Annotated in this window: 23 protein-coding genes, 1 pseudogene and 1 riboswitch; of the genes and pseudogenes, 20 read left to right on the top strand and 4 right to left on the bottom strand. The window is 40.6% G+C overall.

Annotated features, from left to right (window positions below; genetic code table 11):
• Nucleotides 1-16: 16 nt before the first annotated feature.
• Together ACTNES_RS05550 and ACTNES_RS05545 are read left to right on the top strand one after the other, a co-directional pair.
• Nucleotides 17-394: a DUF6483 family protein gene (locus tag ACTNES_RS05550; protein WP_216459683.1), complete on the top strand. Its 378-nt coding sequence runs from the start codon at nt 17-19 to the stop codon at nt 392-394.
• Complete coding sequence (locus ACTNES_RS05545) at nt 394-1062, top strand: YkgJ family cysteine cluster protein (protein ID WP_216459682.1); 669 nt, start codon at nt 394-396, stop codon at nt 1060-1062. Before ACTNES_RS05550 ends, ACTNES_RS05545 begins: the two co-directional genes overlap by 1 nt.
• Nucleotides 1063-1082: 20 nt before the next feature.
• Here ACTNES_RS05545 and ACTNES_RS05540 read toward each other — a convergent pair whose 3' ends face one another.
• The gene (locus ACTNES_RS05540) at nt 1083-1535 is read right to left on the bottom strand and encodes a GntR family transcriptional regulator (protein WP_291818198.1); all 453 of its coding nucleotides are present in this window, start codon (nt 1533-1535) and stop codon (nt 1083-1085) included.
• 113 nt (nt 1536-1648) lie between these two features.
• Between ACTNES_RS05540 and ACTNES_RS05535 the strand changes: the two genes are divergently transcribed.
• From ACTNES_RS05535 to ACTNES_RS05520, 4 genes are all read left to right on the top strand, one after another.
• Nucleotides 1649-2068, top strand: coding sequence for an NAD-binding protein (locus tag ACTNES_RS05535; RefSeq protein ID WP_331476696.1), 420 nt, complete (start codon nt 1649-1651; stop codon nt 2066-2068).
• Nucleotides 2069-2187: 119 nt separating this feature from the next.
• Nucleotides 2188-4431, top strand: coding sequence for a GntT/GntP/DsdX family permease (locus ACTNES_RS05530; RefSeq protein ID WP_441038772.1), 2244 nt, complete (start codon nt 2188-2190; stop codon nt 4429-4431).
• 215 nt (nt 4432-4646) lie between these two features.
• Entirely contained in the window at nt 4647-5837 is a 1191-nt protein-coding gene (locus ACTNES_RS05525) for a phosphopentomutase (RefSeq protein ID WP_291818200.1), read from the top strand.
• A 172-nt stretch (nt 5838-6009) separates the two neighbouring features.
• Entirely contained in the window at nt 6010-6573 is a 564-nt protein-coding gene (locus ACTNES_RS05520; RefSeq protein WP_291818202.1) for an HD domain-containing protein, read from the top strand.
• Nucleotides 6574-6625: 52 nt separating this feature from the next.
• Here ACTNES_RS05520 and fliB read toward each other — a convergent pair whose 3' ends face one another.
• A complete protein-coding gene (gene fliB, locus ACTNES_RS05515) occupies nt 6626-7933 on the bottom strand; it encodes a flagellin lysine-N-methylase (RefSeq protein ID WP_291818204.1) in 1308 nt (435 codons plus the stop codon).
• Nucleotides 7934-7936: 3 nt separating this feature from the next.
• On the bottom strand, nt 7937-8776 hold the full coding sequence (locus ACTNES_RS05510) for an AraC family transcriptional regulator (RefSeq protein WP_216459677.1): 840 nt from the start codon (nt 8774-8776) through the stop codon (nt 7937-7939).
• Nucleotides 8777-9186: 410 nt separating this feature from the next.
• On the opposite strand from ACTNES_RS05510, the gene ACTNES_RS05505 reads away from it, so the two are divergent.
• From ACTNES_RS05505 to ACTNES_RS05455, 11 genes and pseudogenes are all read left to right on the top strand, one after another.
• Entirely contained in the window at nt 9187-9477 is a 291-nt protein-coding gene (locus tag ACTNES_RS05505; protein WP_330636049.1) for a hypothetical protein, read from the top strand.
• Nucleotides 9478-9525: 48 nt separating this feature from the next.
• Nucleotides 9526-10470: pseudogene (locus ACTNES_RS05500) on the top strand (ABC transporter substrate-binding protein); the annotation flags it as partial.
• Nucleotides 10471-10725: 255 nt separating this feature from the next.
• Complete coding sequence (locus tag ACTNES_RS05495) at nt 10726-11622, top strand: carbohydrate ABC transporter permease (RefSeq protein WP_291807471.1); 897 nt, start codon at nt 10726-10728, stop codon at nt 11620-11622.
• Nucleotides 11623-11695: 73 nt separating this feature from the next.
• Nucleotides 11696-12424 carry a carbohydrate ABC transporter permease gene (locus ACTNES_RS05490; RefSeq protein ID WP_300333257.1) on the top strand — a complete coding sequence of 243 codons (729 nt, stop codon included), beginning with the start codon at nt 11696-11698 and terminating at the stop codon, nt 12422-12424.
• Nucleotides 12425-12520: 96 nt separating this feature from the next.
• Nucleotides 12521-12970 (top strand): hypothetical protein, encoded by a 450-nt coding sequence (locus ACTNES_RS05485; RefSeq protein ID WP_216459673.1) that lies wholly within the window; start codon nt 12521-12523, stop codon nt 12968-12970.
• 198 nt (nt 12971-13168) lie between these two features.
• A complete protein-coding gene (locus ACTNES_RS05480) occupies nt 13169-13453 on the top strand; it encodes a hypothetical protein (RefSeq protein ID WP_291818332.1) in 285 nt (94 codons plus the stop codon).
• Nucleotides 13454-13535: 82 nt separating this feature from the next.
• The gene (gene gnpA, locus ACTNES_RS05475; RefSeq protein WP_441038769.1) at nt 13536-15689 is read left to right on the top strand and encodes a 1,3-beta-galactosyl-N-acetylhexosamine phosphorylase; all 2154 of its coding nucleotides are present in this window, start codon (nt 13536-13538) and stop codon (nt 15687-15689) included.
• A gap of 357 nt (nt 15690-16046) precedes the next feature.
• Nucleotides 16047-17447 carry an MATE family efflux transporter gene (locus tag ACTNES_RS05470; protein WP_331476709.1) on the top strand — a complete coding sequence of 467 codons (1401 nt, stop codon included), beginning with the start codon at nt 16047-16049 and terminating at the stop codon, nt 17445-17447.
• Between the two features lie 142 nt (nt 17448-17589).
• Nucleotides 17590-18708: a LacI family DNA-binding transcriptional regulator gene (locus ACTNES_RS05465; RefSeq protein ID WP_291818333.1), complete on the top strand. Its 1119-nt coding sequence runs from the start codon at nt 17590-17592 to the stop codon at nt 18706-18708.
• 35 nt (nt 18709-18743) lie between these two features.
• Nucleotides 18744-19172 (top strand): hypothetical protein, encoded by a 429-nt coding sequence (locus tag ACTNES_RS05460; RefSeq protein WP_441038767.1) that lies wholly within the window; start codon nt 18744-18746, stop codon nt 19170-19172.
• On the top strand, nt 19147-19644 hold the full coding sequence (locus ACTNES_RS05455) for a GGDEF domain-containing protein (protein ID WP_441038765.1): 498 nt from the start codon (nt 19147-19149) through the stop codon (nt 19642-19644). Before ACTNES_RS05460 ends, ACTNES_RS05455 begins: the two co-directional genes overlap by 26 nt.
• Nucleotides 19645-19763: 119 nt before the next feature.
• On the opposite strand, the gene trpS is transcribed toward ACTNES_RS05455, so the two are convergent.
• Nucleotides 19764-20825: a tryptophan--tRNA ligase gene (trpS, locus tag ACTNES_RS05450; RefSeq protein ID WP_216459669.1), complete on the bottom strand. Its 1062-nt coding sequence runs from the start codon at nt 20823-20825 to the stop codon at nt 19764-19766.
• 442 nt (nt 20826-21267) lie between these two features.
• Here trpS and ACTNES_RS05445 point away from each other — a divergent pair, with 442 nt between their 5' ends.
• The 3 genes from ACTNES_RS05445 to ribA all read left to right on the top strand — a co-directional run bounded on the left by ACTNES_RS05445 (nt 21268) and on the right by ribA (nt 25487).
• Complete coding sequence (locus ACTNES_RS05445; RefSeq protein WP_291807454.1) at nt 21268-22758, top strand: AAA family ATPase; 1491 nt, start codon at nt 21268-21270, stop codon at nt 22756-22758.
• Between the two features lie 80 nt (nt 22759-22838).
• Nucleotides 22839-22953: riboswitch (FMN riboswitch) on the top strand.
• Nucleotides 22954-23190: 237 nt separating this feature from the next.
• Nucleotides 23191-24198, top strand: coding sequence for a bifunctional diaminohydroxyphosphoribosylaminopyrimidine deaminase/5-amino-6-(5-phosphoribosylamino)uracil reductase RibD (gene ribD, locus ACTNES_RS05440; protein WP_291818364.1), 1008 nt, complete (start codon nt 23191-23193; stop codon nt 24196-24198).
• A gap of 158 nt (nt 24199-24356) precedes the next feature.
• Nucleotides 24357-25487, top strand: coding sequence for a GTP cyclohydrolase II (ribA, locus tag ACTNES_RS05435; RefSeq protein ID WP_291818338.1), 1131 nt, complete (start codon nt 24357-24359; stop codon nt 25485-25487).
• Nucleotides 25488-25785 lie beyond the last annotated feature (298 nt).

The following is a 25785-nucleotide window of genomic DNA, read 5'->3' as shown; positions in this document are numbered from 1 at the left end:
AAAGGATGAAACAGATATGGCAGTACAGGATGATCATATGATAAGAAATATTCAGGATGTAGGAAGACTGATCGCAAAGCTTTTGCTCCACGAACAGCAGCCGAATTACACACTTCCTGAGAATGAAGCAGATTATACAGAAGCAGATAAACTTTTTGTAACTATTATGAAACTTGCAGAAGAAGGCAAGATCAATGAAGCAGAGAATGAACTTTATGTAGGTATGGTAGAAGATGACGTAGATTATCTGGAACTGGCACTGACCTTTTACCTGTACCTGAATGATATGGATGGAGATTTCTTGGATAATAATGGATATTCCAGAGAAGAAGTACTTGACGGAATGAAAGAACTTGCTTCTGACTGGGGAGTAACCGGGCTGGAGGCTTTCTGATGCGGAGAGAACAGACGCTGGAAGAGATTTCAGATGGAAAGTTATATGATTCCAATGATATGGTAAAAGCAGACAGCCATAACTGTGAAGGATGCTGTGACTGCTGTCAGGGAATGGGCGATTCAGTAATCTTAGACCCATTTGATGTATACAGATTATCAGTGGGATTAAAGAAACCGGCAGAGCAGTTACTGCAGGAATGTCTGGAACTGGGAGTATCAGACGGCAATATCTTGCCGCATCTTCGAATGACAGGTGCAAATGAGCAGTGTGTCTTCCTCAACAGAGAAGGCCGCTGCAGCATCCATGTTATAAGACCGGGATTCTGCAGATTATTTCCGCTTGGAAGATTTTATGAAGACGGCGGCTTCAAATATATTCTTCAGGTTCACGAATGTCCGAAAACAAACCGCAGTAAGATCAAAGTAAAAAAATGGATTGACACACCGGATCTGAAAAATTATGAGAAATTTGTAAATGACTGGCATTATTTTCTGCTGGACGTACAGGAAGTACTGTATAATGCAGAGGATTCAGAACTAATTAAGAATCTGAATCTCTTTGTGGTAAACAGATTTTATCTTAAACCATACGACCAGAACGAAGATTTCTATCAGCAGTTCTATGAAAGACTGAAAGAAGGCAGAGATCTGTTGGCACTGGCATAAAAAATCAACCTGGAAAATCATTAGAGATCTTCCAGGTTGATTCCTTTTGGACGTTCCATATGCTGGATCGTGATATCATAAATATGCTCTACATCTCCGGATTGCATGGCATTCAAAATGTCCATGTGTTCTTTATAAGTATTCTCCATTCTTCCTTCATGAGACAGAGAAAATTTTGCAAGGCGTTTCATCCGATACATGAATGTAGCGAAAATAGAAGAGAACTGTTCATTTTCCAGATAATTAATAATTTGGGTATGAAAACGAAAATCGTATTCACAGAAATCATCAATAGAGTGGGAAGAAATCATAATCTTCTCCATCTTCTCCATAATCTTATTCAATTCTTTAAATAACTTTCCGGCTTTTCTGCTGTTAGTTTCCTTACAGATCTGTAAAGTACAGTAGCTTTCCAGCGCAGAACGGATCTGAAAAGTTTCATTTACATCTTCCTTACTAAGCTGATGCAGCATAAATCCCTTATTTGGAATAATGTCAATATATCTTTCCTGTGCAAGCCTGTGGATTGCATCACGAAAAGGAGTACGGGAAATTCCAAGTTCTTTTCATTCTTGGAAATTCTGCATTGTTAATTGGTGGTCCGGGAAGCGGAAGTGTTACGAAACTTGCAAATCAGGTAATTGTAAACAATACTATTGCAGTTGTATCTGAAGCATTTGTTCTGGCAACAAAAGCAGGAGCTGATTCTGAGAAAGTATATCAGGCAATTCGAGGAGGTCTGGCAGGAAGTGCAGTTCTTGATGCAAAAATTCCAATGATCATTGAGCGTAATTTCAAACCAGGCGGACCAATCAGAATCAATCATAAAGACATCAAGAATGTAGTAAACACAGCACACTCCATTGATGTACCGATTTCGTACACAGCGCAGTTATATGAGATTCTTCAGACATTAAAGATCCATGGACATATGGAGGATGATCACGGCGGAATTGTACAGTACTTCGAAGAACTCGCAAATGTAGAAGTAAAGAAACTGAGCTGAAAATACCTGATGCAGACTTCCGCACGCTGATGTACTGGATTGAGTGCAGTATTTATGAAACCACTATAAATCAGACAGAGAAATTATAAAATAAAAGAGATAGAAAGCAGGGAAAGAAAATGGCATTAAAGGCAGAAGTTTTAACTTCCTATAAAAAAATAGATGAAGTGTATATTGATACATTGTTGAAACAGGAAATAGAGAAGAACAACAAAAAGATAGTAGTCCTGGATGATGATCCTACAGGAGTACAGACCGTACATGATATTTCTGTTTACACAAACTGGGAAAAAGAAACGATCCGTCAGGGATTTGAGGAGAAAAATAACTTATTTTATATCCTGACCAATTCCAGAGGATTTACAGCAGAGCAGACTACCGCAGCACATAATGAAATTTCAGCAGTAGTAGATGAAGTAGCCAGAGAAACTGGACGGGAATATATTTTTATCAGCAGAAGTGATTCCACATTAAGGGGTCACTATCCGCTGGAAACAGAGATTCTTAAAGCAAATTATGAAAAGAATACAGGAAAAACAATTGACGGTGAAATTCTGTGCCCGTTCTTTAAAGAAGGTGGAAGATTCACCATAGATGATGTGCATTACGTTAAATATGGAGATAAACTGATTCCTGCAAATGAAACAGAATTTGCGAAAGATAAAACCTTTGGTTACACTGCTGCTACTATGCCGGAGTATATAGAGGAGAAAACAAAAGGTACATATAAAGCAGAGAATGTTACCTGCATATCTCTGGAAGATATCCATAATATGGATATAGAAAAAATTGAAAATCTGCTGATGAATGTGCAGGGATTTAATAAGATTATTGTAAATGCGGTGGATTATGCAGATATTAAAGTATTCTGTGTCGCTCTGTACAGAGCAATGGCAAAAGGAAAAGTATTTATGTTCCGCACAGCGGCAGCTATAGTAAAAGTTATGGGCGGTGTTTCCGACCAGCCACTTCTTACAAGACAGCAGATGGTTACGAAAGAAACAGATAATGGTGGAATTATTGTGGTAGGTTCTCATACGGATAAAACTACCCGTCAGGTAGAAGAACTGAAGAAATTAACAGATATTGAATTTATTGAGTTAAATGCAACTCTGGGAGCACTGATCGGCCTGGCAGTCGCAATCTTTTTGATCGTTAAGAAAGTAGAACCTGCTTACAGTATGATCGCAGGAGCATTTGTAGGCGGTGTGATCGGCGGAGCAGGAATAGAAGGAACCGTAACATGTATGGTAACAGGAGCACAGGGAATTATGCCTGCAATTCTCAGAATTGTAACTTCAGGTGTGCTGGCAGGAATTCTGATTCAGTCTGGAGCAGCAGTTAAAATTGCAGATCAGATTATTCGCTTGTTTGGAGAAAAAAGAGCATTATTTTCCTTGGCATTGGCAACTATGATCCTGACAGCAGTTGGTGTATTTGGTGATGTTGCAGTTATTACAGTAGCACCGACCGCCATGGTTATTGGACAGAGAATTGGATGCAACAATTTTATTCTTCTTGCAGCGTTAATGGGTGGAGAAAAAGCGGGAATGGTAATTTCACCAAACCCAAATACGATTGCGGCTGCAGAAACTTTTGGTGTAGATCTTTCTGCGTTGATGGCAGCAAATATTATTCCGGCAATTGTGGGTCTGGCAGGAACAGTTATTATTTGTAAAATTCTTTCTGGAAAGAATAAATCAGTAAATGTTGCAGATAAAACACAGTCAGTGGAAGTAAATACACAGCCAATGGGGTTACCGTCTATATGGGCATCTATTGTTGGACCGTTGATTGCAGTGGTTCTGCTGATGCTTCGTCCGATCTGTGGGATTACTATTGATCCACTGGTAGCGCTTCCGGCAGGCGCGATCATTGGACTTGCCTGTATGAGAAAGATGAAGCATCTGGGCGAATACATTTCATATGGTCTGGGGAAAATGATGCCTGTAGCTATCCTGCTGATTGGAACAGGAACCATTTCAGGAATTATTAAAACTTCGCAATTTCAGGTGGATATGACAACTGTATTGAATGCAATGAATCTGCCGGCATTTCTTCTGGCACCGATTTCTGGTATTGTAATGGCAGGAGCAACTGCGTCTTCTTCTGCAGGAGCAACTATTGCATCTGCCACATTTTCCGGAACTATTACACAAATTATGCCGGCTCTGTATGGGGCAGCAATGCTTCATGCAGGAACTATTGTACTGGACTCTCTGCCTCATGGTTCTATTTTCCATGCATCAGCCGGTGCAATGGGAATGCCGATCAATGAGAGAATTAAGTTACTGCCGATAGATATTCTGGAAGGATTTATCATTGTATTGGCATCAACAATTATATATGGAATTATTTTATAACAGAAATCTGAAGGACTCTAAACGGTTCTTCAGATTTTTTGGTAATGACTTTATTCTAAAAATCCAGAGATTATGATAGCGGGAACACCAAAATTATGTTATGATACAACTAAAGAAATTATGACAAAAGTCCCTGCTTGTAGTTTATTGCTCAGACAATGAAAGCAGGGGCTTACTTATTCAATGAAAATAATAAACAGAAAGGAAATCGTAAAATGGAGAAGTATAAGAGAATATTTGTGATCGTGCTGGATTCTCTGGGGATTGGAGCAATGCCTGATTCAGAGAGATTCGGAGATGTAGGGGTAGACACTTTTGGACATATCCTGGATCGTATGGGAACACTGGATATTCCGAATCTGCAGAAACTGGGAATGGTAAATCTTCATCAGGGAGGAAAGATGGAGACTGTCGAGAATCCAATGGGACGTTTCATGCGTGTCAGCGAAGCCAGTAATGGTAAGGATACTATGACAGGACATTGGGAAATGATGGGAATCAAGACAGAGAAACCATTTAAAACCTTTACAGACACAGGATTCCCGCCAGAACTGATCGCGGAACTTGAGAAACGCTGTGGTAAACGTGTAATTGGAAATAAGAGTGCCAGCGGTACTGAGATCATTGAGGAACTTGGCGAAGAAGAGATCAATACAGGTGCAATGATCGTCTATACATCTGCTGACTCAGTCCTTCAGATTTGCGGAAATGAAGAGACATTTGACCTTCAGAATCTGTACCGTTGCTGCGAGATCGCACGTGAGATCACAATGAAAGATGAATGGCGTGTAGGCCGTGTTATTGCCAGACCATATGTCGGTAAGAAGAAAGGCGAGTTCAAGCGTACAAGCAACCGTCATGATTATGCACTGAAGCCAACAGGTTTAACAGCTATGAATGCTCTGAAAGATGCAGGTTACGACGTGATCAGTGTAGGAAAGATTAACGATATTTTCTGTGGCGAAGGTGTGACAGAAGCACTGTATTCCAATAGTTCTGTACATGGAATGGAGCAGACTATTGAAATCAGTAAGAAAGATTTCCACGGACTCTGCTTTACTAATCTGGTAGATTTCGACGCACTCTGGGGACACCGCAGAAATCCAGAAGGATACGGACAGGAGATAGAGAAATTTGACAAAAACCTGGGTGTTCTGATGAACGAGATGACATCCGATGATCTTCTGATCATCACAGCAGACCATGGTAATGACCCGACATACACAGGAACAGACCATACCAGAGAATATGTACCATTTATCTCCTGGTCACCAAAGATGACAGAGGGAGGTCAGTTAGAGGAAGAGAATACCTTTGCAATCATCGGAGCAACTATCGCAGACAACTTTCAGGTAAAAATGCCGGAAGGAACCATTGGACATTCTATTCTGGATAAATTAGTGTAACAAAATCAAACTGCGGAGCAGTTATTTGGTTATGAGTAAGTCGTGAAGCGGATGACTTTATCCGTTTGAAATTGGATCAGGAAAATAGGTATGATATCAGGCGGTAAACCAGATTAGGTTATCCGCCTGATTTAGGTAATGATTATATATTATGAACAGGGAGAGGATACATATGGATAGCAGAGCATTTCTGGATTTTTTAAAAGTAGCAGAGAGATTAAAGTGCAACACCAGACATTCTTACACATCTTCCGGGCGACATGAAAGTGTGGCAGAACACAGCTGGCGGCTTACTATGATGGCTTATTTTATGCAGGATGAGTTCCCGGATGCAGATATAGACAAAGTAATTAAAATGTGTATGTTCCATGATATGGGCGAAGCAATCACAGGAGACATCCCTGCATTTGAGAAAACATCCGCAGATTCAGACCATGAGAATCATGTAATGGATGAACTGCTGGATACACTCCCGGAACCATACAGAACAGATTTAAAAGAATTGTTTGCTGAAATGGAAGCTCTGGAGACCCTGGAAGCAAAGATATACAAGGCTCTGGACAGATTAGAAGCTCTGATCCAGCATAACGAAGCAGATCTTTCTACGTGGATTCCACTGGAATATGATCTTCAGATGACCTATGGAACCAAAGAATGTAGTTTCAGCGAATATATGAAGAGTCTGCGCGATATGGTGCGCGAAGATTCCCGAAAGAAAGCTGGCATGGATAAATAATTAAAAACTTGCTGTACAGAAGAAATTTTCAACTGTGCAGCAAGTTTTTTGTTTAACATATTTTTAGTATATTTTCGAAAGAGAATATTTTATTTTCTGACATCAGTTCCTCAAATTTATTCAGATTAAGATCTGAATGCTCTAACTCTCTGGAGAACTGATAACAGATCTGAATCTGGTTACCCAGATGAAATTCGCGGTTATTTTTCAGATAAGTGCCGACACTCAGATCGTGGATAAACAGAGTACAGACAACTGCCATTTTGATTTTGGCAAAGATCTCATCATCATAAACTGCACCGCAGAAATAAGTATAGATCCAGTAAACCAGAAGCTGTTCTTCCTGAATCTGCCAGTCCGGATAATAATAATCAAATTCGCTTTTCTGATACGAATAAAGATTTCCTGAGTCAGACTGCTGAGCTGCATCTTCTTTATACAGTGGAGTCAGACAATCCCTTAAGTATTCCTGCCATCCTGGACGAAGAACCTCCATTTCCGGAATAACAGTTTTCCACATTTCTTTATATAATTCTTTTGATGTATCTATAAAGTTAGATTTATCAGAAGTGCTGGATATATTTGAAGTATTAATTGCATTATCGGTGATATGATTATCAGCATCATCTGTTGTAGTGACTTCTGCACTGTCTGTTATTATAGGAGAACTGGAAACATTCTTTGAACTATTTGGGTTTATTCGGGAGTAAACTTTGCTGCAAAATGCATCTCTATATCCGGAATCTTCATGACGCTTCCGTATATCTTCCCACTGAAACAGCTCATTTTTATCCACGCACAACTGAAAATCATGTGCGATTGCCAGCACTTTCCACAGACGTTTCTGCATAGGAACACTTCTGTCCTGGATCACATCTATAAGCATATCTCTGGTATCCATCAGAGCGGTAAACAGAAGATAATCAAAGTCATCATAAACCTCTTCGCGGGTCTCTTTTTCTCTGGTAACAAACTGTACTTTCTCTTTCTGAGACAACAGGATCCTCGCAGCCTCCGGACAGGAAAGGGACAGGGAAATCTCCCGCAGACCTTCAAATTCTTCAATATGTCTCGGATAATTGCGGCAGGTTTTACAGAACATTTTCGGTCCCGCCTCTGTATAAATATCACACAGATTCTCCTCATTCAGAAATGCACAGCGATGGTCATACTGGCGGAAAACATGTTCCTTCCAGTCAATATCATTGTGCAGACGATTGCGGAACGGCCCTTTGAGATGCTGATATTTCTTTAATGTTTTATCATCAATCACAATTTGCCATCCTGCGCAGCAGGTATCCGGACAGGCTCCTGCAATGCAGGAGAATTCCTTATAATAATTGGGAATTGTAAATTGCATAGCTTACATAGCTTCCTTTCTTTTTTTCTTAAGTTTACGATAATTTCCAGCAGTCATCCCACAGGATTTCCGAAAGCTCTGGGACAGATAACTCTGAGAAGAGAAACCTGCCAGATGAGCAATATCTGATATTCCGTAATCTGTATTTTCCAGTAATTCTTTACACACTTCAATCCGTTTATGATTCAGATAATTAATAGGAGAGATTCCATAATACTTCGTAAATTCATGACTCAGATAATACTTATTCAGATGACTGAGCGCCGAAAGATGATCCAGAGTAATATTTTCTCCATAATTGGAATCCAGATACCGTTTAATAGCTGCGCATTCCTTGGTCGGATGTTGAGCTGTGATTAAGTCAAAGGGGGAATCCGTAATTCGTCGAAGCTGCAGGATCAGGACATCCAGCATATGTTTACAGATCTGTTCATACCCTTCAGACTGCTTATCCAGTTCCTGAAAAATGGAATTAAAATAAAACAGCAGATCCGTTTTCTTCTCTCTGCAGTTAAAAATGCGGTATTCTTTGTGGTCATTAAAAGAAAAACATAGTCCATCTACGCCCACCGTAAAGTAACTCAGAGGCGGACTTCCCCTGGAAATCTCTGTGTGATTGATGTGAGGATTAACGATAATTAAGTCATCCTTTGAGATTGGAAAGATATTATCCTCTATCAGAAACTCGCCCTGCCCGTCACGCACATAAAACAGTTCTGTAAATGCATGAGAATGCGGAATACTTGGCCAATCGCCTTCATAGCGGGAAGCGGATGCATTTAAAAGTGTGACCTCCTGAGGCGTTCTGTCTTCGGGACTGAAGCGGAGTGATTGTGTACTCATGGAATCCCCCTCCTTTGAGTTATGGGTGGAAAATAATTTTCAGCAGATAAAGTCTGCAGAGATAAGTTTTTATTGTGCCACTTATGTACATGGAAATTTAGTAATTTTGTTTGCAGTAGATAAATAAGCATTCCAAATACTTTCTTCGTAAAATACTCTGGATATTGGGATAAATGCATAAAAAATAATAAAAAATAAAATCATCATAGTTCATTATGATTAAAAAATAAATGCATACAAAATTTATTGATAACATTTTTTTTATAATAACATAATTATAGCGAGACAGCAAGATTTCTAAAAAACAAAGCAAAAAGCGAATTGAAATAATTTTCAAAAGAAAGTATTCTATAAACAGATTAAAAGCAACGGAAATTTTCAAACGATAATCTAAGGAGGAAAAGAGTTATATGAAGAAAAAAGGATTTTTAAGTGTTTTACTGGCAACTGCAATGTTAGGATCTATGGTAGCAGCAGTTCCGGCTGCAGCAGCTGATGATGACCAGACATTAACCGTATGGTGCTGGGATCCGAATTTTAACATTTATGCAATGCAGCAGGCAAAGAAGATTTATCAGGAAGATCATCCGGATTTCAAACTGGATATTCAGGAGAATGTATACAGCGATATCGAGACAAAACTGATCACAGCCGCGACATCAGGCGATTACAGCACACTTCCAGACATCTTCTTAATGTAGGATTATTCCTATCATAAAGATGTTACAAGCTTTCCGGATGTATTTACAGATCTGACAGATTCAGGAATTGATTTCTCTCAGTTCTCTACAGGTAAACTTGCAGATTCCACAGTAGATGGAAAGAATTACGGCGTACCGTTCGACAATGGTGCAACCATCATGGCAATCCGCTCCGATATCGTAGAAGAAGCCGGATTAACAACAGATGATTTCAAAGATATCACATGGTCCAAATTTATGGAACTTGCAAAAACTGTAAAAGAGAAAACAGATATTCCAATGTTGACAACATCTGGCGGATCAGAACTTATACTGGAAATGCTTCAGTCAGCAGGTGCTTCCCCGATCGTAGATGGCGAAGTAAAGATTGCTGATAATGAAGTTCTGAAACAGGCAGTAGAAGTTTATGCACAGCTTGTAAATGAAGGATACATGACAGAGTACACTGACTGGGATCAGTACATTGCTTCTATGAACAATGGCGATGCAGCAGGCGTTATTAATGGATGCTGGATCATGTCATCCGTACAGGCAGCAGAAGATCAGTCTGGAAAACGGACAATCGTAGATATGCCTGCATTAGACGATGTAGAAGGTGCTACAAACTATGCAAACTGCGGCGGCGCAAGCTGGGCGGTATCTTCCAACTGCAAGAACCCTGATCTTGCTTATGATTTCATCAAATCCACATTTGGTGGAAGCGTAGAACTTTATGATGACCTTCTTGTAAACGCAGGTGCGATCGCAAGTTACCTTCCGGCAGCAGAATCTGATGTATATCAGGAAGCATCCGACTTCTACGGCGGACAGAAAGTTTATGCAGACATTGTAGACTATGCAAGCAAAGTTCCTGCATTTGACTGTGGCGCATACTATTCCGATATCAGAAGCGCACTGACAGACGTAGTTACAAACGTTGTACAGAGTGGCGCAGACGTAGCAGAAGAACTCCAGACAGCACAGGAAGCTGTAGAGTTTAATATTGAAGGATAGTAAATAATATCAGGTATTTCAGATATAAGATATCCGTTCGATTCTTTGATACAATTTAACTAAACTGCGGAGCAGATATTTGGTGTAGAGCTGCGTAGCGAAGAGGATGCTTTTATCCGTTTGATAGTTATTGTATAGACAGAACAGGATTTATGACTTTGATACCATATATATTCACTGACAGTAAGTAACCTCGGGCTGTCGCAAAATTCAAAAGGAGATTTTGCGGCAGCCCTGTTTTTCAGGAGGACATCAATGGCAAATACATCAGGTACAAAAAAGAAAATGAGTCTTCAGAAAAAGCACAACCTGATCGGCTGGGCGTTTCTGATCCCTGCATCATTGCTGATCTTTGTATTCTGCTTTTATCCCATGTTCCAGGCAATCCTGCTTTCCTTCAGAAAAGGAATAGGAGCAGCACAGACCTGGGTGGGAATCGCCAATTACAGCAGAATTCTAAAAGACAGAACATTTAAACAATGTTTATTTAACACCGTATTTTACTTTATTATTCAGGTGCCGGTCATGCTGATCCTGGCATTGATCCTGGCACAGCTTCTGAATGATGCCACACTTCGTTTTAAGGGATTATTCAGAACCATGATCTTTCTCCCATGTGCGACTTCTCTGGTATCTTATTCAATGATCTTTAAGTCCCTGTTTGCACCGGACGGATTTGTAAACATGGTGCTTACAAAGATGGGAATTGGAGCTGTGGACTGGTTCCAGAATGCATGGGCAGCCCGGTTTGTAATTATCATTGCCCTTGTGTGGAGATGGACCGGATATAATATGGTATTTTATCTGGCGGGACTGCAGAACATTGACCAGTCCATCTATGAAGCCAGCCGTATTGACGGAGCAACTGCATTTCAGCAGTTCTTTAAAATTACCATTCCATTACTGAAACCGACGATTCTTTTGACAGCGATCATGTCCACATCAGGTACTTTGCAGTTGTTTGATGAGTCTGTAAACCTGACTGCAGGAGGTCCTGGTAAATCAACGATGACCCTTGCACATTACATATTTAACATCTCCTTTGTGGAGACACCGAAGTTTAATTATGCGGCAGCATTGTCCGTATTTATCCTTGTTTCTGTAGCAATCCTGTCTGCAATCCAGATGAAAGTAGGTGACAGCCGTGACTAGAAAAATCAAACGTTTCATATCCTACGCAATCTTAATTATTGCAAGCTTACTGTCTGTATTTCCGCTGTATTACATGCTCTCCGGTGCGACTAATAAGAGTATTGATATTGTAAGAGGAAGACTGATCCCGGGTGGATATCTGGTGGAGAATTTCAAGACTTTGGTAGCCAATCAGAACCTTGGACTTGCCATGTTTAACTCATTCAGAAATGCGATTCTGATCACAATTATTTCCCTGCTGGTATGCTCTATTGCGGGATACGGATTTGAGATTTACCATGACAAAGGAAAAGATACTTTGATGAGTATTCTGCTCCTGGCTATGATGCTGCCGTTCGTGGCATTGATGATCCCGTTGTTTAAGATATTCTCCAGCATGGGACTAGTAAACAGCTGGATTGCACTGGTTCTGCCATCAGTTTCCACACCGTTTATGATCATGCTGTTCCGTCAGGCATCCAGATCCTTCCCGATAGACATTATCGAAGCCAGCAGACTGGAAGGAATGAGCGAAATCGCAATCTTTTTCCGCATGTATGTGCCCATCATGAAGTCTACTTATGGTGCGGCAATGACTGTAACATTCATGAATGCATGGAATAATTATCTGTGGCCAAAAGTTATCCTGCAGGATAATGTATCGATCACAATGCCGATGCTAGTTGCCAACTTAAAGAGTGGATACAGTGTTGATTATGGAATGCTGATGTTGGGTGTTCTGATTTGTACACTGCCGACCGCGGTCATTTTTTTCTGTCTGCAAAAGAGCTTCTCAAACGGATTGACAGGTGCGGTGAAATAAAGATTACTGTTTCCGGCAATCCCGATATTTCGTCCTAAGAAGTGAGATGCCGGGCATGGGGATGGACAGTGATAAATAAAGAGGAGTTTATGGGTTATGTATGAATTGATCATGAATGAAAAAGAGCAGAAACAGCTGAGAGCAGAGCTGATTTTTGCAAAAAAACTGGGATTGATTGAAGACGATACTTTGAATGGATTGGAAGACAGACGGCAGAAAGAAAACCGGAAAAGAGAACAGATGCTGCAAAAAGGTGAAATCGTTTATGGCCCTGAACAGCTTTCTCTGCCTGCTTATGTCCGATATGAACAGACAAGATTTCACCTGGATTTTGTATCAGAATGTGAAAAAGTAAAAAAATATTATACATATCAGACGATTTTTGAAGAAGAAAAACAAATGTTTTATGAGGCGAACAGAGATCTGTTTACAAGATACAACGGAGACAGTTTTACTTATGAAGAAGTATCTGGGATCATTAAAAAAAGAATGCGGGAGATAGAATATGAAAAGGAAATCCATAACATATTATGTCAGCTCAGTTAATGGAAATGACAAGAACGACGGTCTGACACAGGAGACTCCTTTCAGAACGCTGCACCGGATCAGGGGGAGTGAGCTTGGTGCAGGAGACCGTGTTCTTCTGGAAAGAGGGTCCGTTTTCGAAGACCAGTATCTGCATATCAGAGGAAAAGGAGAGATAGGTGATCCGATAGAAATCGCATCTTATGGAGTCAGGACGGCATGGCATATGATGCAGATTCCGGGGATGGAACCATATATGAATATAATTACAGCAGACAAAACGAGGGTGGCTGTGTCATGTTTTGTCTGGAAGAGTCAATTCATAATATCTTTCGAAAGAATGTAAGCTATGATGATCTGGGCGGAATTCTGAGCCCTTCCGGAAATCCGGATGCATATGTGGCGGAAAATCAGTTTTATATCAGAAAAGGAGTTCCGCTTCTGCGAAAAAATATGAGTGATGGTGAAATAATACTGAAAAATAATACAATTGTGGAATTATAGCAATCCTCTTAAATCAGACAGATTATGAAATAAATGATCCTATCTGACTGAAATCAGAACAAAATAAAGGAGGCAAAAGAAAATGGGAAAAGGCCGTGTAACTATACCAACTGACTTAGATGTGGTGCCACAGACATTGGAAATGATAGAAGAATGGGGAGCAGATGCCATTCGTGACTGTGATGGCACAGAGTTTCCGCAGGAACTGAAAGATACAGGTGCCAAGATCTATGCAACCTACTATACTACCCGCAAAGATAATGCCTGGGCAAAAGCACATCCGGAAGAAATCCAGCAGATGTACATTATGACATCCTTCCATACAGCGACGGCTGATGTGTTGGAAATTCATCTGATGGATCACCTTTACCCGGATATGCTTGCGGTAAATACAAGAGATGATATTTATAGATGGTGGGAAGTGATAGATCGTACTACTGGTGAAATAGTACCAGCAGATCAGTGGACATATGAGGAAGCAAATGGTAATGTAGTGATTAGATCAGCGGAACTGTTTCATGAGTATACGGTAAGTTTCCTGGCATATATTATGTGGGATCCAGTACATATGTATAATGCAGTAGTGAACGACTGGAAAGATGTGGAACCGCAGATTACTTTCGATGTGCGGCAGCCAAAAACAAGAGCACATTCCCTGGAACGTCTGCGCCGATTTCTGGATACACATGAGTATGTAAATGTTGTAAGATTTACTACTTTTTTCCATCAGTTTACCCTTATATTTGATGAACTGGCAAGAGAGAAATACGTAGACTGGTTTGGCTATTCAGCGTCAGTCAGCCCATATATTCTGGAACAGTTTGAACAGGAAGCAGGTTATCCTTTCAGACCGGAATATATCATTGATCAGGGCTACATGAATAACACTTACAGAATCCCGTCAAAAGAATTTAAGGACTTTCAGGCATTCCAGAGATGTGAAGTAGCGAAGCTTGCCAAAGAGATGGTAGATATTGTACATGAATATGGAAAAGAAGCTATGATGTTCATGGGTGACCATTGGATCGGGATGGAACCATTTATGGATGAGTTCGCATCGATCGGGCTGGATGCAGTAGTTGGAAGTGTTGGAAATGGTGCAACCCTGCGTTTATTCAGTGATATTAAGAATGTAAAATATACAGAAGGAAGATTCCTGCCATACTTTTTCCCGGATACTTTCCATGAGGGCGGTGATCCTGTAAAAGAGGCAAAAGTAAACTGGGTAACGGCCAGAAGAGCAATCCTTCGAAGTCCAATCCAGAGAATCGGATATGGTGGATATTTGAAATTGGCACTGGAATTCCCGGATTTTGTACAGTATATCAAAGAGGTCTGTGAGGAATTCCGTACTTTATATGATAATATTCAGGGAACTACTCCGTATTGCGTGAAACGTGTAGCAGTTCTGAACTGCTGGGGAAAAATGCGTTCCTGGGGTAACCATATGGTACACCATGCAATCTATTATAAGCAGAATTATTCATATTTCGGAATTATCGAAGCACTGAGTGGCGCACCGTTTGATGTATCTTTCATCAGCTTTGACGATATTAAAGCAGACAAAGATCTGCTGAAGAAATTTGACGTAGTGATCAACGTAGGAGATGCAGACACAGCACAGTCCGGTGGTGAGAACTGGATTGACGAGACGATCATCACAGCAGTCAGAGAATTTGTCTACAATGGCGGCGGCTTTATCGGCGTCGGAGAACCTGCATCACATCAATGGCAGGGCAGGTTTATTCAGTTAGATGATGTACTTGGGGTAGAAGAAGAACACGGATTTAATCTGAATACAGACAAATATAACTGGGAAGAACATAGAAATCATTTTATCCTTAAAGATGCAGAAGGTGAGGTTGATTTCGGTGAAGGTAAGAAGAATATTTACGCCTTACCTGAAACAGAAATCCTGATTCAGAAAGACCAGGAAGTACAGATGGCAGTAAAGACCTTTGGCAAAGGAAGAGGTGTCTATATCAGTCTTCCATACAGTTTTAAGAACAGCCGTGTACTTTATCGAGCAGTTCTTTGGTCAGCATCCGCAGAAGAAGAACTCCATTGTTGGTATTCCACCAACTACAATGTAGAAGTACATGCCTATGTAAAAAATGGCAAATACTGTGTAGTCAACAACACCTACGAACCACAGGATACAGTCGTTTACAGAGGCGATGGAAGCAGTTTCCAGTTACATCTGGAGGCAAATGAGATTAAATGGTATCAGATTTGAAATCGTACAGACGGACATTTATTTACAAGTCCGTCCAAATAGATGCATAAGAGAATATAAAACATAAATAAGAACAGAATCATCATATGAGCTGAGCAGATGTAATGCTTCAGGATGATTCTGTTTTTTGCTGGAAACTACTATATTTATTTCTTCTTAGATATAAATATGGCAGACAAATTATATCATTATTCCTGAAAACTATAGTTATTCATTACTTATAAGTATTTGATATACAAAAACAATCTGTTTATACTTATGATTGAAAGCTTGTTGCAGATAGAGTTGTCTTGATTTTTGGGATATTTATTTTATAATAAATATGTATACGAAAAATGGATGAGGGGGGAAATAACAGTGTCAGCAAATGAAAAAGGTCGGAGAATGGAAGGAAAAGTGAAAACAGGTTCCAGACCGGTTAAAACCATGACAGAAGGAACCATCTGGAAGCAGATCCTTCTGTTTTCAATACCACTGATACTGGGAAATCTGCTTCAGCAGATGTACAATACAGTGGACTCAATTATTGTAGGAAATTTCGTAGGAAGCAATGCGCTGGCGGCAGTCGGTTCCAGTACATCGCTGATCTGCCTGCTGATTGCATTCAGTATGGGGGCATCTGCGGGAGCAGGTGTTATCGTATCACAGTTCTACGGAGCTGGAGATGAAAGAGGCGTTCAGCGCGCCGTACATACCGCATTGATGCTTGCCTTTATCCTTGGAATTGTTCTTACTATTGCAGGAATCATATTTTCACCTGCAATCCTCAGATGGATGAAAACCCCGGAAGAGGTTATGGATCAGTCCGTATTATATTTGAGAATTTATTCCTATGGACTTGTGTTTAATGTTATCTACAATATGGCAGCAGGAATTCTGAATGCAGTAGGCAATTCCAGACGTTCCCTGATGTATCTGGCTGTAGCTTCTTTTTCCAATATTTTTCTGGATCTGTGGCTGATCGGTGGAATGCATATGGGAGTCGAGGGTGCTGCGATCGCAACAGATATCAGCCAGGTACTCTCCGGTATCTTTGCATTATGGTTCCTTGTAAGAGTTCCGGATATTTACCGTGTAAATCCGAAGAAGCTGTCCATTGACAAGACAATGGCAGGGCGGATCATTCAGGTAGGTCTGCCGACCGCAATCCAGAATACAGTGATCTCTTTTTCAAATGTTCTGGTACAATCCGGTGTCAATGGTTTTGGTGCCAGTGCAATGGCAGGTTTCGGTGCATATCTGAAAGTAGATGGATTTAATATTTTGCCGGTAATGAGTTTCAGTATGGCAGCGACAACCTTTACAGGACAAAACTACGGAGCAGGAAAGACAGACAGGATTAAGAAAGGCCTGCGTGTGACACTTGCAATGAGTGTTCTTTATACTATAGTAACAGGAATCCTTCTACTGACTTTCTCGAGACCGATCATTGGAATTTTCAGCGGTGACAAAGAGGTAATCTATTATGGTGCTCAGGCAATGAAATATTTCTGCCCATTTTATTTTCTGCTTGGAATTATGCATTCTCTTGCCGGGACTATCCGAGGAACAGGCAAGACCGTACCGCCAATGGTAGTAATGCTTCTGGCACTGTGTCTGTTCCGTATTTTATGGATACAGTTCGTAGTTCCACATTTTAGCAGAATTGATATTATTTATATACTGTATCCGGTATCCTGGGCAGTAGGAATGGTGCTGATGCTGATCTATGCATGGAAAGGAAAATGGATGCTGGAGCCTGGCAAACAGACAGAATAACGTTTTAGGGCCGAAAGATGTTTTGACGTTGTTGCCATACAATATGAAATTTAAGTTAAAATAGCCAAAATATATTGAAGACTAACCGAATTTATTGTAAAATAAAACGAAAATAAAGGCTTTTCGAAAGGAAGCAGAAATCGTGAATAAAAAATATACGATTGGTGTAATGATAGGAAATGCAAACTCTCCCCATACGATGGATCTGATGCAGGGAATTTTCCATGCAGCAGAATCTATGGATGTCAATGTACTGTTTTTCCTTGGAATTCACAGCAGTTATTATTATAAATCCTATTTTGGAGAAGATGCAGAGGACGATTATGATTACCAGTTTAATGCGGCATACGATTATGAGGCGTTTGCAGATTTGGATGCACTGATCATTGCTTATGGATCGCTCTGTATATTTCTTGACGAGAAAGAGAGTGCTGTATTTCTGGAAAAATATAGAGATAAGCCTCGCGTTCTTCTGGAAGAAAGAGACAAAACAGGAACATCAACTTCAATTATTGCGGATAATTACAATGGAATGTATGCAATCGCAGAACATCTGGTAAAAGATCACGGATACAGGAATTTTACCTATCTGGCAGGTCCTCACGGTAATACAGATGCCAGAGAACGAAGACAGGCAGTATATGATGTAATGAAGAAATATGGAATTGAGTTTGGGGCTGACAGGATTGCTTACGGAGATTATTCGTCCTGTGTGCAGAACCAGGTGAATGAGCTGCTGGATGCATACCCGGATATGGAAGCTATGATCTGTGCGAATGATGTCATGGCAGAGACTGCATACAAGGAATGTGCCAGAAGAGTGAAGATCGTCGGCAGGGATATTGCAATTACCGGCTTTGATGACTGGGAACTGGCTGAGACCATGAATCCTCCGTTGACAACTGTATTGCAGAATGCATTTGATATGGGATATATGGCAGTGATCAGTGCGGTAGAACTCTGTAAAGGAAAGCAATGTCATTCTATTGTAGTGCCGGCAGGAGTAAAGATTCGAGAGTCCTGTGGATGCCGTGTGGAGAGAAAGGTTTATGAGAAAACCTCTATTCTCGGACTGGAAGAGGGATGGACGGATATCACAGAACATTATCTGGACAGTATGGTAAAAGGAATTCTTCCGGATAATTCAGATAAGGGACTAAAAGAGAAGACCAGAGAATATCTGCGGGCTATCCTCAGAGTAGATTTTCGTATTCCTGAAAGTGAAGAAAATATAAAAAAAATCTCCAAAAACTGTTCGTAAGTGATCTTGGCGGGATGCTCAGCGGTCATTCCCTGATGAAAGTATTTGACCAGTTTGTGGATGAATGTATCCAGAAAGAACTGCAGAAGGAAAAAGCAGACAGGGAAATCGTACAGAATCTACTTCTGAGAAAACGGCTGATGAATGACAAAATCACAGCGTATATCATAAAAGGAGAAAAAGAACATTTTAGCACATTTCAGCAGGAGAGCTGGTTTGTACCACTGATTTCCAAAGATATGCTGTGTCATATGAATGATGAGCAGGAAATGTACAGACGTGCACTTGTGAAACTTAATACTCTGAATGCGAAGGCTTCTTATCTTTATATATTTAAGGAACCGATTGCTCATTACAGAGACGAAGATTGGAAATGTCCGGATAAAATGTATCTGGCTGCATACCAGATGGGTGAGGAGATTATTTCCTATAAAGAGGATGAACGTTCTGAACTTTTTTTCTGAATCTGATGCACTGACAGGATATCTGAATCGCAGAGGTTTTATGGAGAAAGCGGTACAGATAAACAGAGAGAATGCGGGAAAAGAGATGGTGATTCTGTTTGCTGATCTGGATCATCTGAAGGAAATCAATGATTCTTTTGGACATATAGAGGGAGATTTCGCAATACGGCAGTGTGCAGAAGTCTTAAAGTCTGCAGTGGGAGACAGTGGAGTTATAGGAAGGATTGGTGGTGATGAGTTCTGCGCAATGCTTCCGGGAAATGTAGACGACGGACAGAGAATCCGGGAACGGGTGAGAAGAGAGAGCAATGAGTTTAACAGTGATTCTGACAAACCATATTATGTGGAATTGTCGGTAGGATATCATGTTGTCTGCTGTGGCAGTGATCTGATAATTTCAGATGTGTTAAAAGATGCAGATGAGGCTCTTTATGAAGAGAAAAAGAAAAGAAGAAAATCTGTGAAGAAATAAGCAGTGGATGGGAACTTGTAGTTAGCTAATAGATAATAAAGTAAAATAAAAACAGGTTCAGATGAGAGATCATACTCTTTGTCTGAACCTGTTTTTATATTCTTTGTGGTTTATGAAAATTATTTAATCAGGCTGTTATCATCAAAGTAGTTAATCTGCATTGCAGAACGCACATCATGAAGTGTCTGAGCTGCTTTTGCTTCAGCGACTTTGCTGCCTTCTTTGAGGATTTCATATACATCATCCAGATGCTGCTCCCAGTATTTACGTCTTTCACGGATTGGAGAAAGCTCTGCCTGGAGTACTTTGTTCAGGAATTTCTTAACCTTAACATCACCCAGACCGCCGCGTGTATAATGTGCCTTCAGCTCATCCAGATTCTGATATTCAGGCAGGAACTCTGCGAAATATTCCGGCTTGCAGAATGCATCCAGATAAATAAATACAGGGTTTCCTTCTACGCGTCCCGGATCTTCCACACGGAGATGATTCGGGTCTGTGAACATGGACATAACTTTCTTTTTAACGTCCGCTTCCTCATCTGCAAGATAGATGCAGTTTCCGAGAGACTTGCTCATTTTTGCTTTTCCATCAATACCTGGCAGACGAAGGCATGCCTTATTGGATGGCAGAATGATCTCAGGCTCTGTCAGAGTCTCACCGTATACTGTATTGAATTTGTGTACGATCTCTTTGCACTGTTCAAGCATTGGAAGCTGATCCTCTCCAACCGGAACAGTAGTAGCGCGGAATGCAGTGATATCTGCAGCCTGGCTGATCGGATAACAGAAGAATCCAACAGGGATACTTGCTTCGAAATTACGCATCTGGATCTCGGATTTAACTGTAGGGTTACGCTGTACACGTGCTACAGTAACAAGGTTCATATAATAGAAAGTAAGCTCTGTAAGCTCCGGAACCATGGACTGGATAAAAATAGTAGACTTCTCAGGATCAATGCCGCATGCAAGGTAATCTAATGCAACCTGAAGAATGTTCTGGCGAACTTTCTCAGGATGTTCAGCGTTATCTGTTAAAGCCTGTGCATCTGCGATCATAATATAAATTTCATCATATAAGCCGGAGTTCTGTAAGCGAACACGCTCGGATAATGAACCAACATAATGTCCAACATGAAGGCGGCCGGTTGGACGGTCACCGGTTAAAATAATTTTGCTCATTTTGCTCTCCTAAAAGTAAATTCCGATTTTCCAGAGAGTATCTGGAAATTCTCAGTTATCCTTATTATAAAGCCTGCGGATGTTACCGTCAATGATTTTGGAGGAATAAATGAGGATATAATCGGTATAGTCCGGGTTTTCCGTGACCTTCGTTCACCAAAAAAATCGTATGATATTACTTGTGAGCAGTAACAGATAAATACATAATTATGCAATTATTAAATATCGGTAATTGATTAAAAGAGAAGATTCTGCTAGAATAAAATAGATTAAAATGTAAAGACAGGCTATTTCATCCTGTCTGTAAATAGTGTATATTATGCAGTCTTATTATGCTGTATCTGTAATATAAAAAGTAATGAAAACTGCTGAAGCGGTATTCTATACATGACATGCAGGAAGAAACAGCACATTAACAATAAAGATAAAAGGAGTAATCATTATGCCAGTATTTGATTTCAGTGGTGCTTCAGATAAGAAACCAGGTGTCCAGTCTGAATGTACCTACACTACTTTCCAGTCTAATGAAAAGGAGACTTCTCCGGAGAAACCGATCATGATCCTGGATAACAGCAGCCGTCAGTGGAAGCATCATTCCTGCGGTATTTTTACTAATCCGATCAAACGTACATCCTTTGAATTCAAAGAAGAAGACGGAACTTTCAGCGCAGATATTATAAGTATTGATTCCAGATTCGTAAGCCTTCTCAAATGGCTTGGAGAGAACCATATCAATGTACGTCTCTCCGGACAGAATCAGGAAAATGGATATGCAGTTTATAAGATCCGTGAGACAGCATTCGGTGGCGGCACCAAGCTTTCTGCAGAGGACGGATTCCTTCAGTTTATGATTGAGAGACTTCTTGCAAGCAGCGCACCTGCAGAGGCTGTTGAGGAAGAAGATGAGGAAGAAACAGGAGATGAAATGAAACTTACGAGTATTCAGAGTATTACTGATTTCATGACCTGCGCAGGAAGAACCCTTCCGGACAATATCCGTCTCTGGGCAAGAAGAAACCTCGCAGTTGCCCGTTCTCACGAAGTATCTCCGGAGGAGAGACGTCATGCCCAGCGTGCACTTTCCATTATGATGAATGTACAGTGGAAGAGCAACTATTTCGAAGCAATTGACCCTCAGGAAGCCCGCAGGATCCTTGACGAAGAACTTTACGGAATGGAATCTGTAAAGCAGCGTATCATCGAAACAATTATCCAGATTAACCGTACTCATACACTTCCGGCATACGGACTTCTCCTTGTAGGTCCTGCTGGTACAGGTAAATCTCAGATTGCTTATGCAGTTGCACGTATCCTGAAACTTCCGTGGACAACTCTGGACATGAGTTCCATCAATGACCCGGAACAGCTCACAGGAAGCTCCAGAATCTATGCAAATGCGAAGCCTGGAATCATTATGGAAGCCTTCTCAGCAGCAGGAGAATCTAACCTTGTATTTATCATCAACGAGCTTGATAAAGCAGCATCAGGTAAAGGTAATGGAAACCCTGCAGATGTACTTTTGACACTGCTTGACAACCTTGGATTTACAGACAACTACATGGAATGTATGGTACCGACAGTTGGTGTATATCCTATTGCCACAGCAAATGATAAATCCCAGATCAGTGCACCGCTGATGTCCCGTTTTGCAGTGATCGATATCCCGGATTACACGTCAGAAGAGAAGAAGATCATCTTCTCCAAATACGTTCTTCCAAAAGTTCTGAAACGCATGAGCCTGAAAGCAGAAGAATGCGTAGTAACAGAAGACGGTCTGGATGCTATCGTTGAGAAACATAAAAACACCAGCGGAATCCGTGACCTGGAACAGGCAGCAGAGCACATTGCAGCCAATGCCCTGTACCAGATCGAAGTAGACCATTTGACAGGTGTTGCATTCAACGCAGAGATGGTAAGAGAATTACTTTCCTGAAAAAAATCTTGACATAGATAAAAGTTAAGCGTATACTATCCAACATCAGTAGGATAAAGTATAAAAGTTGCTGAATAAAATAAGATTTTCAGGACAGGGTGCAATTCCCTACCGGTGGTAAAGCCCACGAGCCGTAAGGTATGATTCGGTGCAATTCCGAAGCCGACAGTACAGTCTGGATGAAAGAAGATAGTAGTAAAGATACAGAAGAATTAACTGATCTGTGAAAGCTGACTGCTCTGGAATAATAAATTTATTCCAGAGCTTTTTTAATATCATTAAAATGATTTCAGCAATGAAATAAAAGTCAGATTCACAGAAAGATAATTCATATCAAATATGAATTCATAAGCCCTGGATGTTGAAAAACACCGGGGCTTTTTCTGTACCATCAGAAGAACAGGAGATGAGGTATTGAAAAATATAACTGATATGGAAAAAGACAGACAATATATGAAAATGGCTTTAGAACTGGCCCAAAAAGGAATGGGTTTTACAGCACCCAATCCAATGGTAGGCGCCGTGATCGTTAAAAATGAAAAGATTATTGGCCAGGGATATCACAGAAAATATGGTGAACTTCATGCAGAGAGGGAAGCTTTGGCAGCATGCACAGAACAACCAGAAGGTGCATCCATGTATGTTACTTTAGAACCTTGTTGTCATTACGGAAAACAGCCTCCATGTGTCAATGCGATCCTGGAGTCGGGAATCAGACGCGTGATCGTCGGATCATCGGATCCTAATCCGCTGGTTGCAGGAAAAGGAATCCAGATTTTGAAGGATCATGGGATTGAAGTGACAGAAAATGTTTTAAAAGGAGATTGTGATAAATTGAATGAAGCGTTCTTTTATTACATTCAAAATCAAAAACCATATGTAGTCATGAAATATGCGATGACTTTGGATGGAAAGATTGCCGCTTATACAGGTGCATCCAGATGGGTGACAGGAGAAGCTGCCAGAAGGCATGTACAGAAACAGAGACTGAAATATACAGGAATTATGGTTGGAGTGGGAACAGTTCTGGCGGATGATCCGATGCTCACCTGCAGACTGGAAAACAGCAGAAATCCCGTGCGTATTATCTGTGATTCCCACCTGAGAACACCACTGAATTCTAAGATCGTGAAGACTGCAGCGACAGTTCCTATAATTCTTGCGACCAGCAGTAAAGAGCAGAAGATAAAGAATTATGAAGAACTTGGATGCAAAGTGCTGTATGTTCCGAAGAAAAACGGACACATAGATTTAAACAGATTAATGGAACTTCTTGGAGCCGAAAAAATAGACAGTATTTTGCTGGAAGGAGGAGGCACTTTAAACTGGTCAGCACTGGAAAGCGGCATTGTCCAGAAAGTTCAGACCTATATAGCACCCAAACTTTTTGGAGGAGAAAAAGCAAAGACGCCAGTAGAAGGAACGGGATTTCCTGAATAAGTATGGATTTTGACAGAATTAAGCAAAAAGCAGTTATTCGACTGGTGCAGAATTGTGCAGTGAATGCTTTATCTGCCTGACATGGACCAGATAAGCTGCCAATGCGAATGATTTTGCCCTCTTAACAGAAGAAAAATATATGGTATCAGAAAAATACATTGCATAAGGAGAGAAAAAATGAAGGAGATTTTATCTGTGCAGCAGAGTTTGCCACAACAGAAAATATTAATTTTATGGCTACCCATGGAAAGGGACTTATCTGTATGCCAATGTCTGAGGAATATGTAAGAAAACTGCACTTCCCGCAGATGGTAGCAGAAAATTCTGATAATCACGAAACGGCTTTTACTGTTTCCGTAGACCATGTCAGTACCAGTACAGGAATCTCCGCAGCAGAACGTTCTGTTACAGCCATGAAATGCGTAGATGAGAATGCAAAACCCGAAGATTTCAGACGTCCCGGACATATGTTTCCGCTTCTGGCAAAGAAGAATGGGGTGCTGGAAAGGAACGGACATACAGAGGCAACTGTAGATCTCTGCAGACTTGCCAGATTAAAACAGTGTGGCCTGTGTTGTGAAATTATGCGAGAAGATGGCACTATCATGAAGACCTCTGAGTTACGGGAACTTGCCAGAAAGTGGAATCTGAAATTCATAACGATCAAAGATATTCAGAATTACCGTAAATGCCATGATATTCTGGTGGACCGCGTGACGACTACAAAAATGCCTACCAGATACGGAGAATTTATGGCATACGGATTTGTAAACCGTCTTAATGGTGAACATCATGTGGCGCTGGTAAAAGGTGAAATTGGAGATGGAAAAGATGTTCTGTGCCGTGTGCATTCGGAGTGCCTGACAGGAGACGTGTTTGGATCTCAGCGCTGTGACTGCGGACAGCAGTTTGCAGCAGCTATGTCCCAGATTGAAGAAGAGGGAAGGGGAATACTTCTTTATATGAGACAGGAAGGACGAGGAATCGGACTGATCAATAAACTCCGTGCTTATGAACTTCAGGAACAGGGAATGGATACACTCGAAGCGAATCTGGCACTTGGATTTGCCGGGGATGAAAGAGAATATTATATAGGTGCGCAGATTCTGAGAAATCTGGGAGTAAAAGAACTGCGCCTGTTGACAAATAATCCGGATAAGGTTTATCAGCTGGAAGAATTTGGAATCAAGATCAAAAAGAGAGTTCCGATCCAGATGAATGCGACAGCATATGATCTGCACTATCTCAAAACAAAACAATTACGGATGGGACATATTCTGAAGTATTAAATGCGGCAGAGAATTTTTAACGTAACAATAACGTTACCGAAAATAAAACTTACTTTGTATAAAAACCTGTACAGGTTAAAAATAAATTTACAGATGAAAGGATTAAAAAAATGAAAACATTAGAAGGAAAATTAGTATCAGATGGAATGAAAGTAGGAATTGTAGCAGCACGTTTCAATAAACTGTACCCCTTGTCAAGGACATTTTGAATTAGTGTAGTGCCTATTTTTTAGACACCTACACAAAAGTGATATCCCTGATTTCGGACATTCCATTGTCTGGTTATCCACATAAGTGG

The sequence above is a fragment of the Blautia sp. HCP3S3_D9 genome, from assembly GCF_052063845.1.
Taxonomy (GTDB): domain Bacteria; phylum Bacillota; class Clostridia; order Lachnospirales; family Lachnospiraceae; genus Blautia_A.
Note: the sequence above shows the minus strand (reverse complement) of the source record. Positions and strands in the feature narration are given on the sequence as shown.

Coding starts and splice junctions, on each gene's coding strand:
- ACTNES_RS05485 (WP_216459673.1), top strand. CDS start 12,521: ATGTATGAATTGATCATGAATGAAAAAGAGCAGAAACAGCTGAGAGCA.
- ACTNES_RS05495 (WP_291807471.1), top strand. CDS start 10,726: ATGGCAAATACATCAGGTACAAAAAAGAAAATGAGTCTTCAGAAAAAG.
- trpS (WP_216459669.1), bottom strand. CDS start 20,825: ATGAGCAAAATTATTTTAACCGGTGACCGTCCAACCGGCCGCCTTCAT.
- ACTNES_RS05480 (WP_291818332.1), top strand. CDS start 13,169: ATGGCATATGATGCAGATTCCGGGGATGGAACCATATATGAATATAAT.
- ACTNES_RS05545 (WP_216459682.1), top strand. CDS start 394: ATGCGGAGAGAACAGACGCTGGAAGAGATTTCAGATGGAAAGTTATAT.
- ACTNES_RS05455 (WP_441038765.1), top strand. CDS start 19,147: ATGAACGTTCTGAACTTTTTTTCTGAATCTGATGCACTGACAGGATAT.
- ACTNES_RS05445 (WP_291807454.1), top strand. CDS start 21,268: ATGCCAGTATTTGATTTCAGTGGTGCTTCAGATAAGAAACCAGGTGTC.
- ribD (WP_291818364.1), top strand. CDS start 23,191: ATGGAAAAAGACAGACAATATATGAAAATGGCTTTAGAACTGGCCCAA.
- ACTNES_RS05460 (WP_441038767.1), top strand. CDS start 18,744: ATGAAAGTATTTGACCAGTTTGTGGATGAATGTATCCAGAAAGAACTG.
- ACTNES_RS05530 (WP_441038772.1), top strand. CDS start 2,188: ATGGCATTAAAGGCAGAAGTTTTAACTTCCTATAAAAAAATAGATGAA.
- ACTNES_RS05520 (WP_291818202.1), top strand. CDS start 6,010: ATGGATAGCAGAGCATTTCTGGATTTTTTAAAAGTAGCAGAGAGATTA.
- ACTNES_RS05510 (WP_216459677.1), bottom strand. CDS start 8,776: ATGAGTACACAATCACTCCGCTTCAGTCCCGAAGACAGAACGCCTCAG.
- ACTNES_RS05505 (WP_330636049.1), top strand. CDS start 9,187: ATGAAGAAAAAAGGATTTTTAAGTGTTTTACTGGCAACTGCAATGTTA.
- ACTNES_RS05540 (WP_291818198.1), bottom strand. CDS start 1,535: ATGCTGCATCAGCTTAGTAAGGAAGATGTAAATGAAACTTTTCAGATC.
- gnpA (WP_441038769.1), top strand. CDS start 13,536: ATGGGAAAAGGCCGTGTAACTATACCAACTGACTTAGATGTGGTGCCA.
- ACTNES_RS05490 (WP_300333257.1), top strand. CDS start 11,696: ATGCTCTCCGGTGCGACTAATAAGAGTATTGATATTGTAAGAGGAAGA.
- ACTNES_RS05550 (WP_216459683.1), top strand. CDS start 17: ATGGCAGTACAGGATGATCATATGATAAGAAATATTCAGGATGTAGGA.
- ACTNES_RS05525 (WP_291818200.1), top strand. CDS start 4,647: ATGGAGAAGTATAAGAGAATATTTGTGATCGTGCTGGATTCTCTGGGG.
- fliB (WP_291818204.1), bottom strand. CDS start 7,933: ATGCAATTTACAATTCCCAATTATTATAAGGAATTCTCCTGCATTGCA.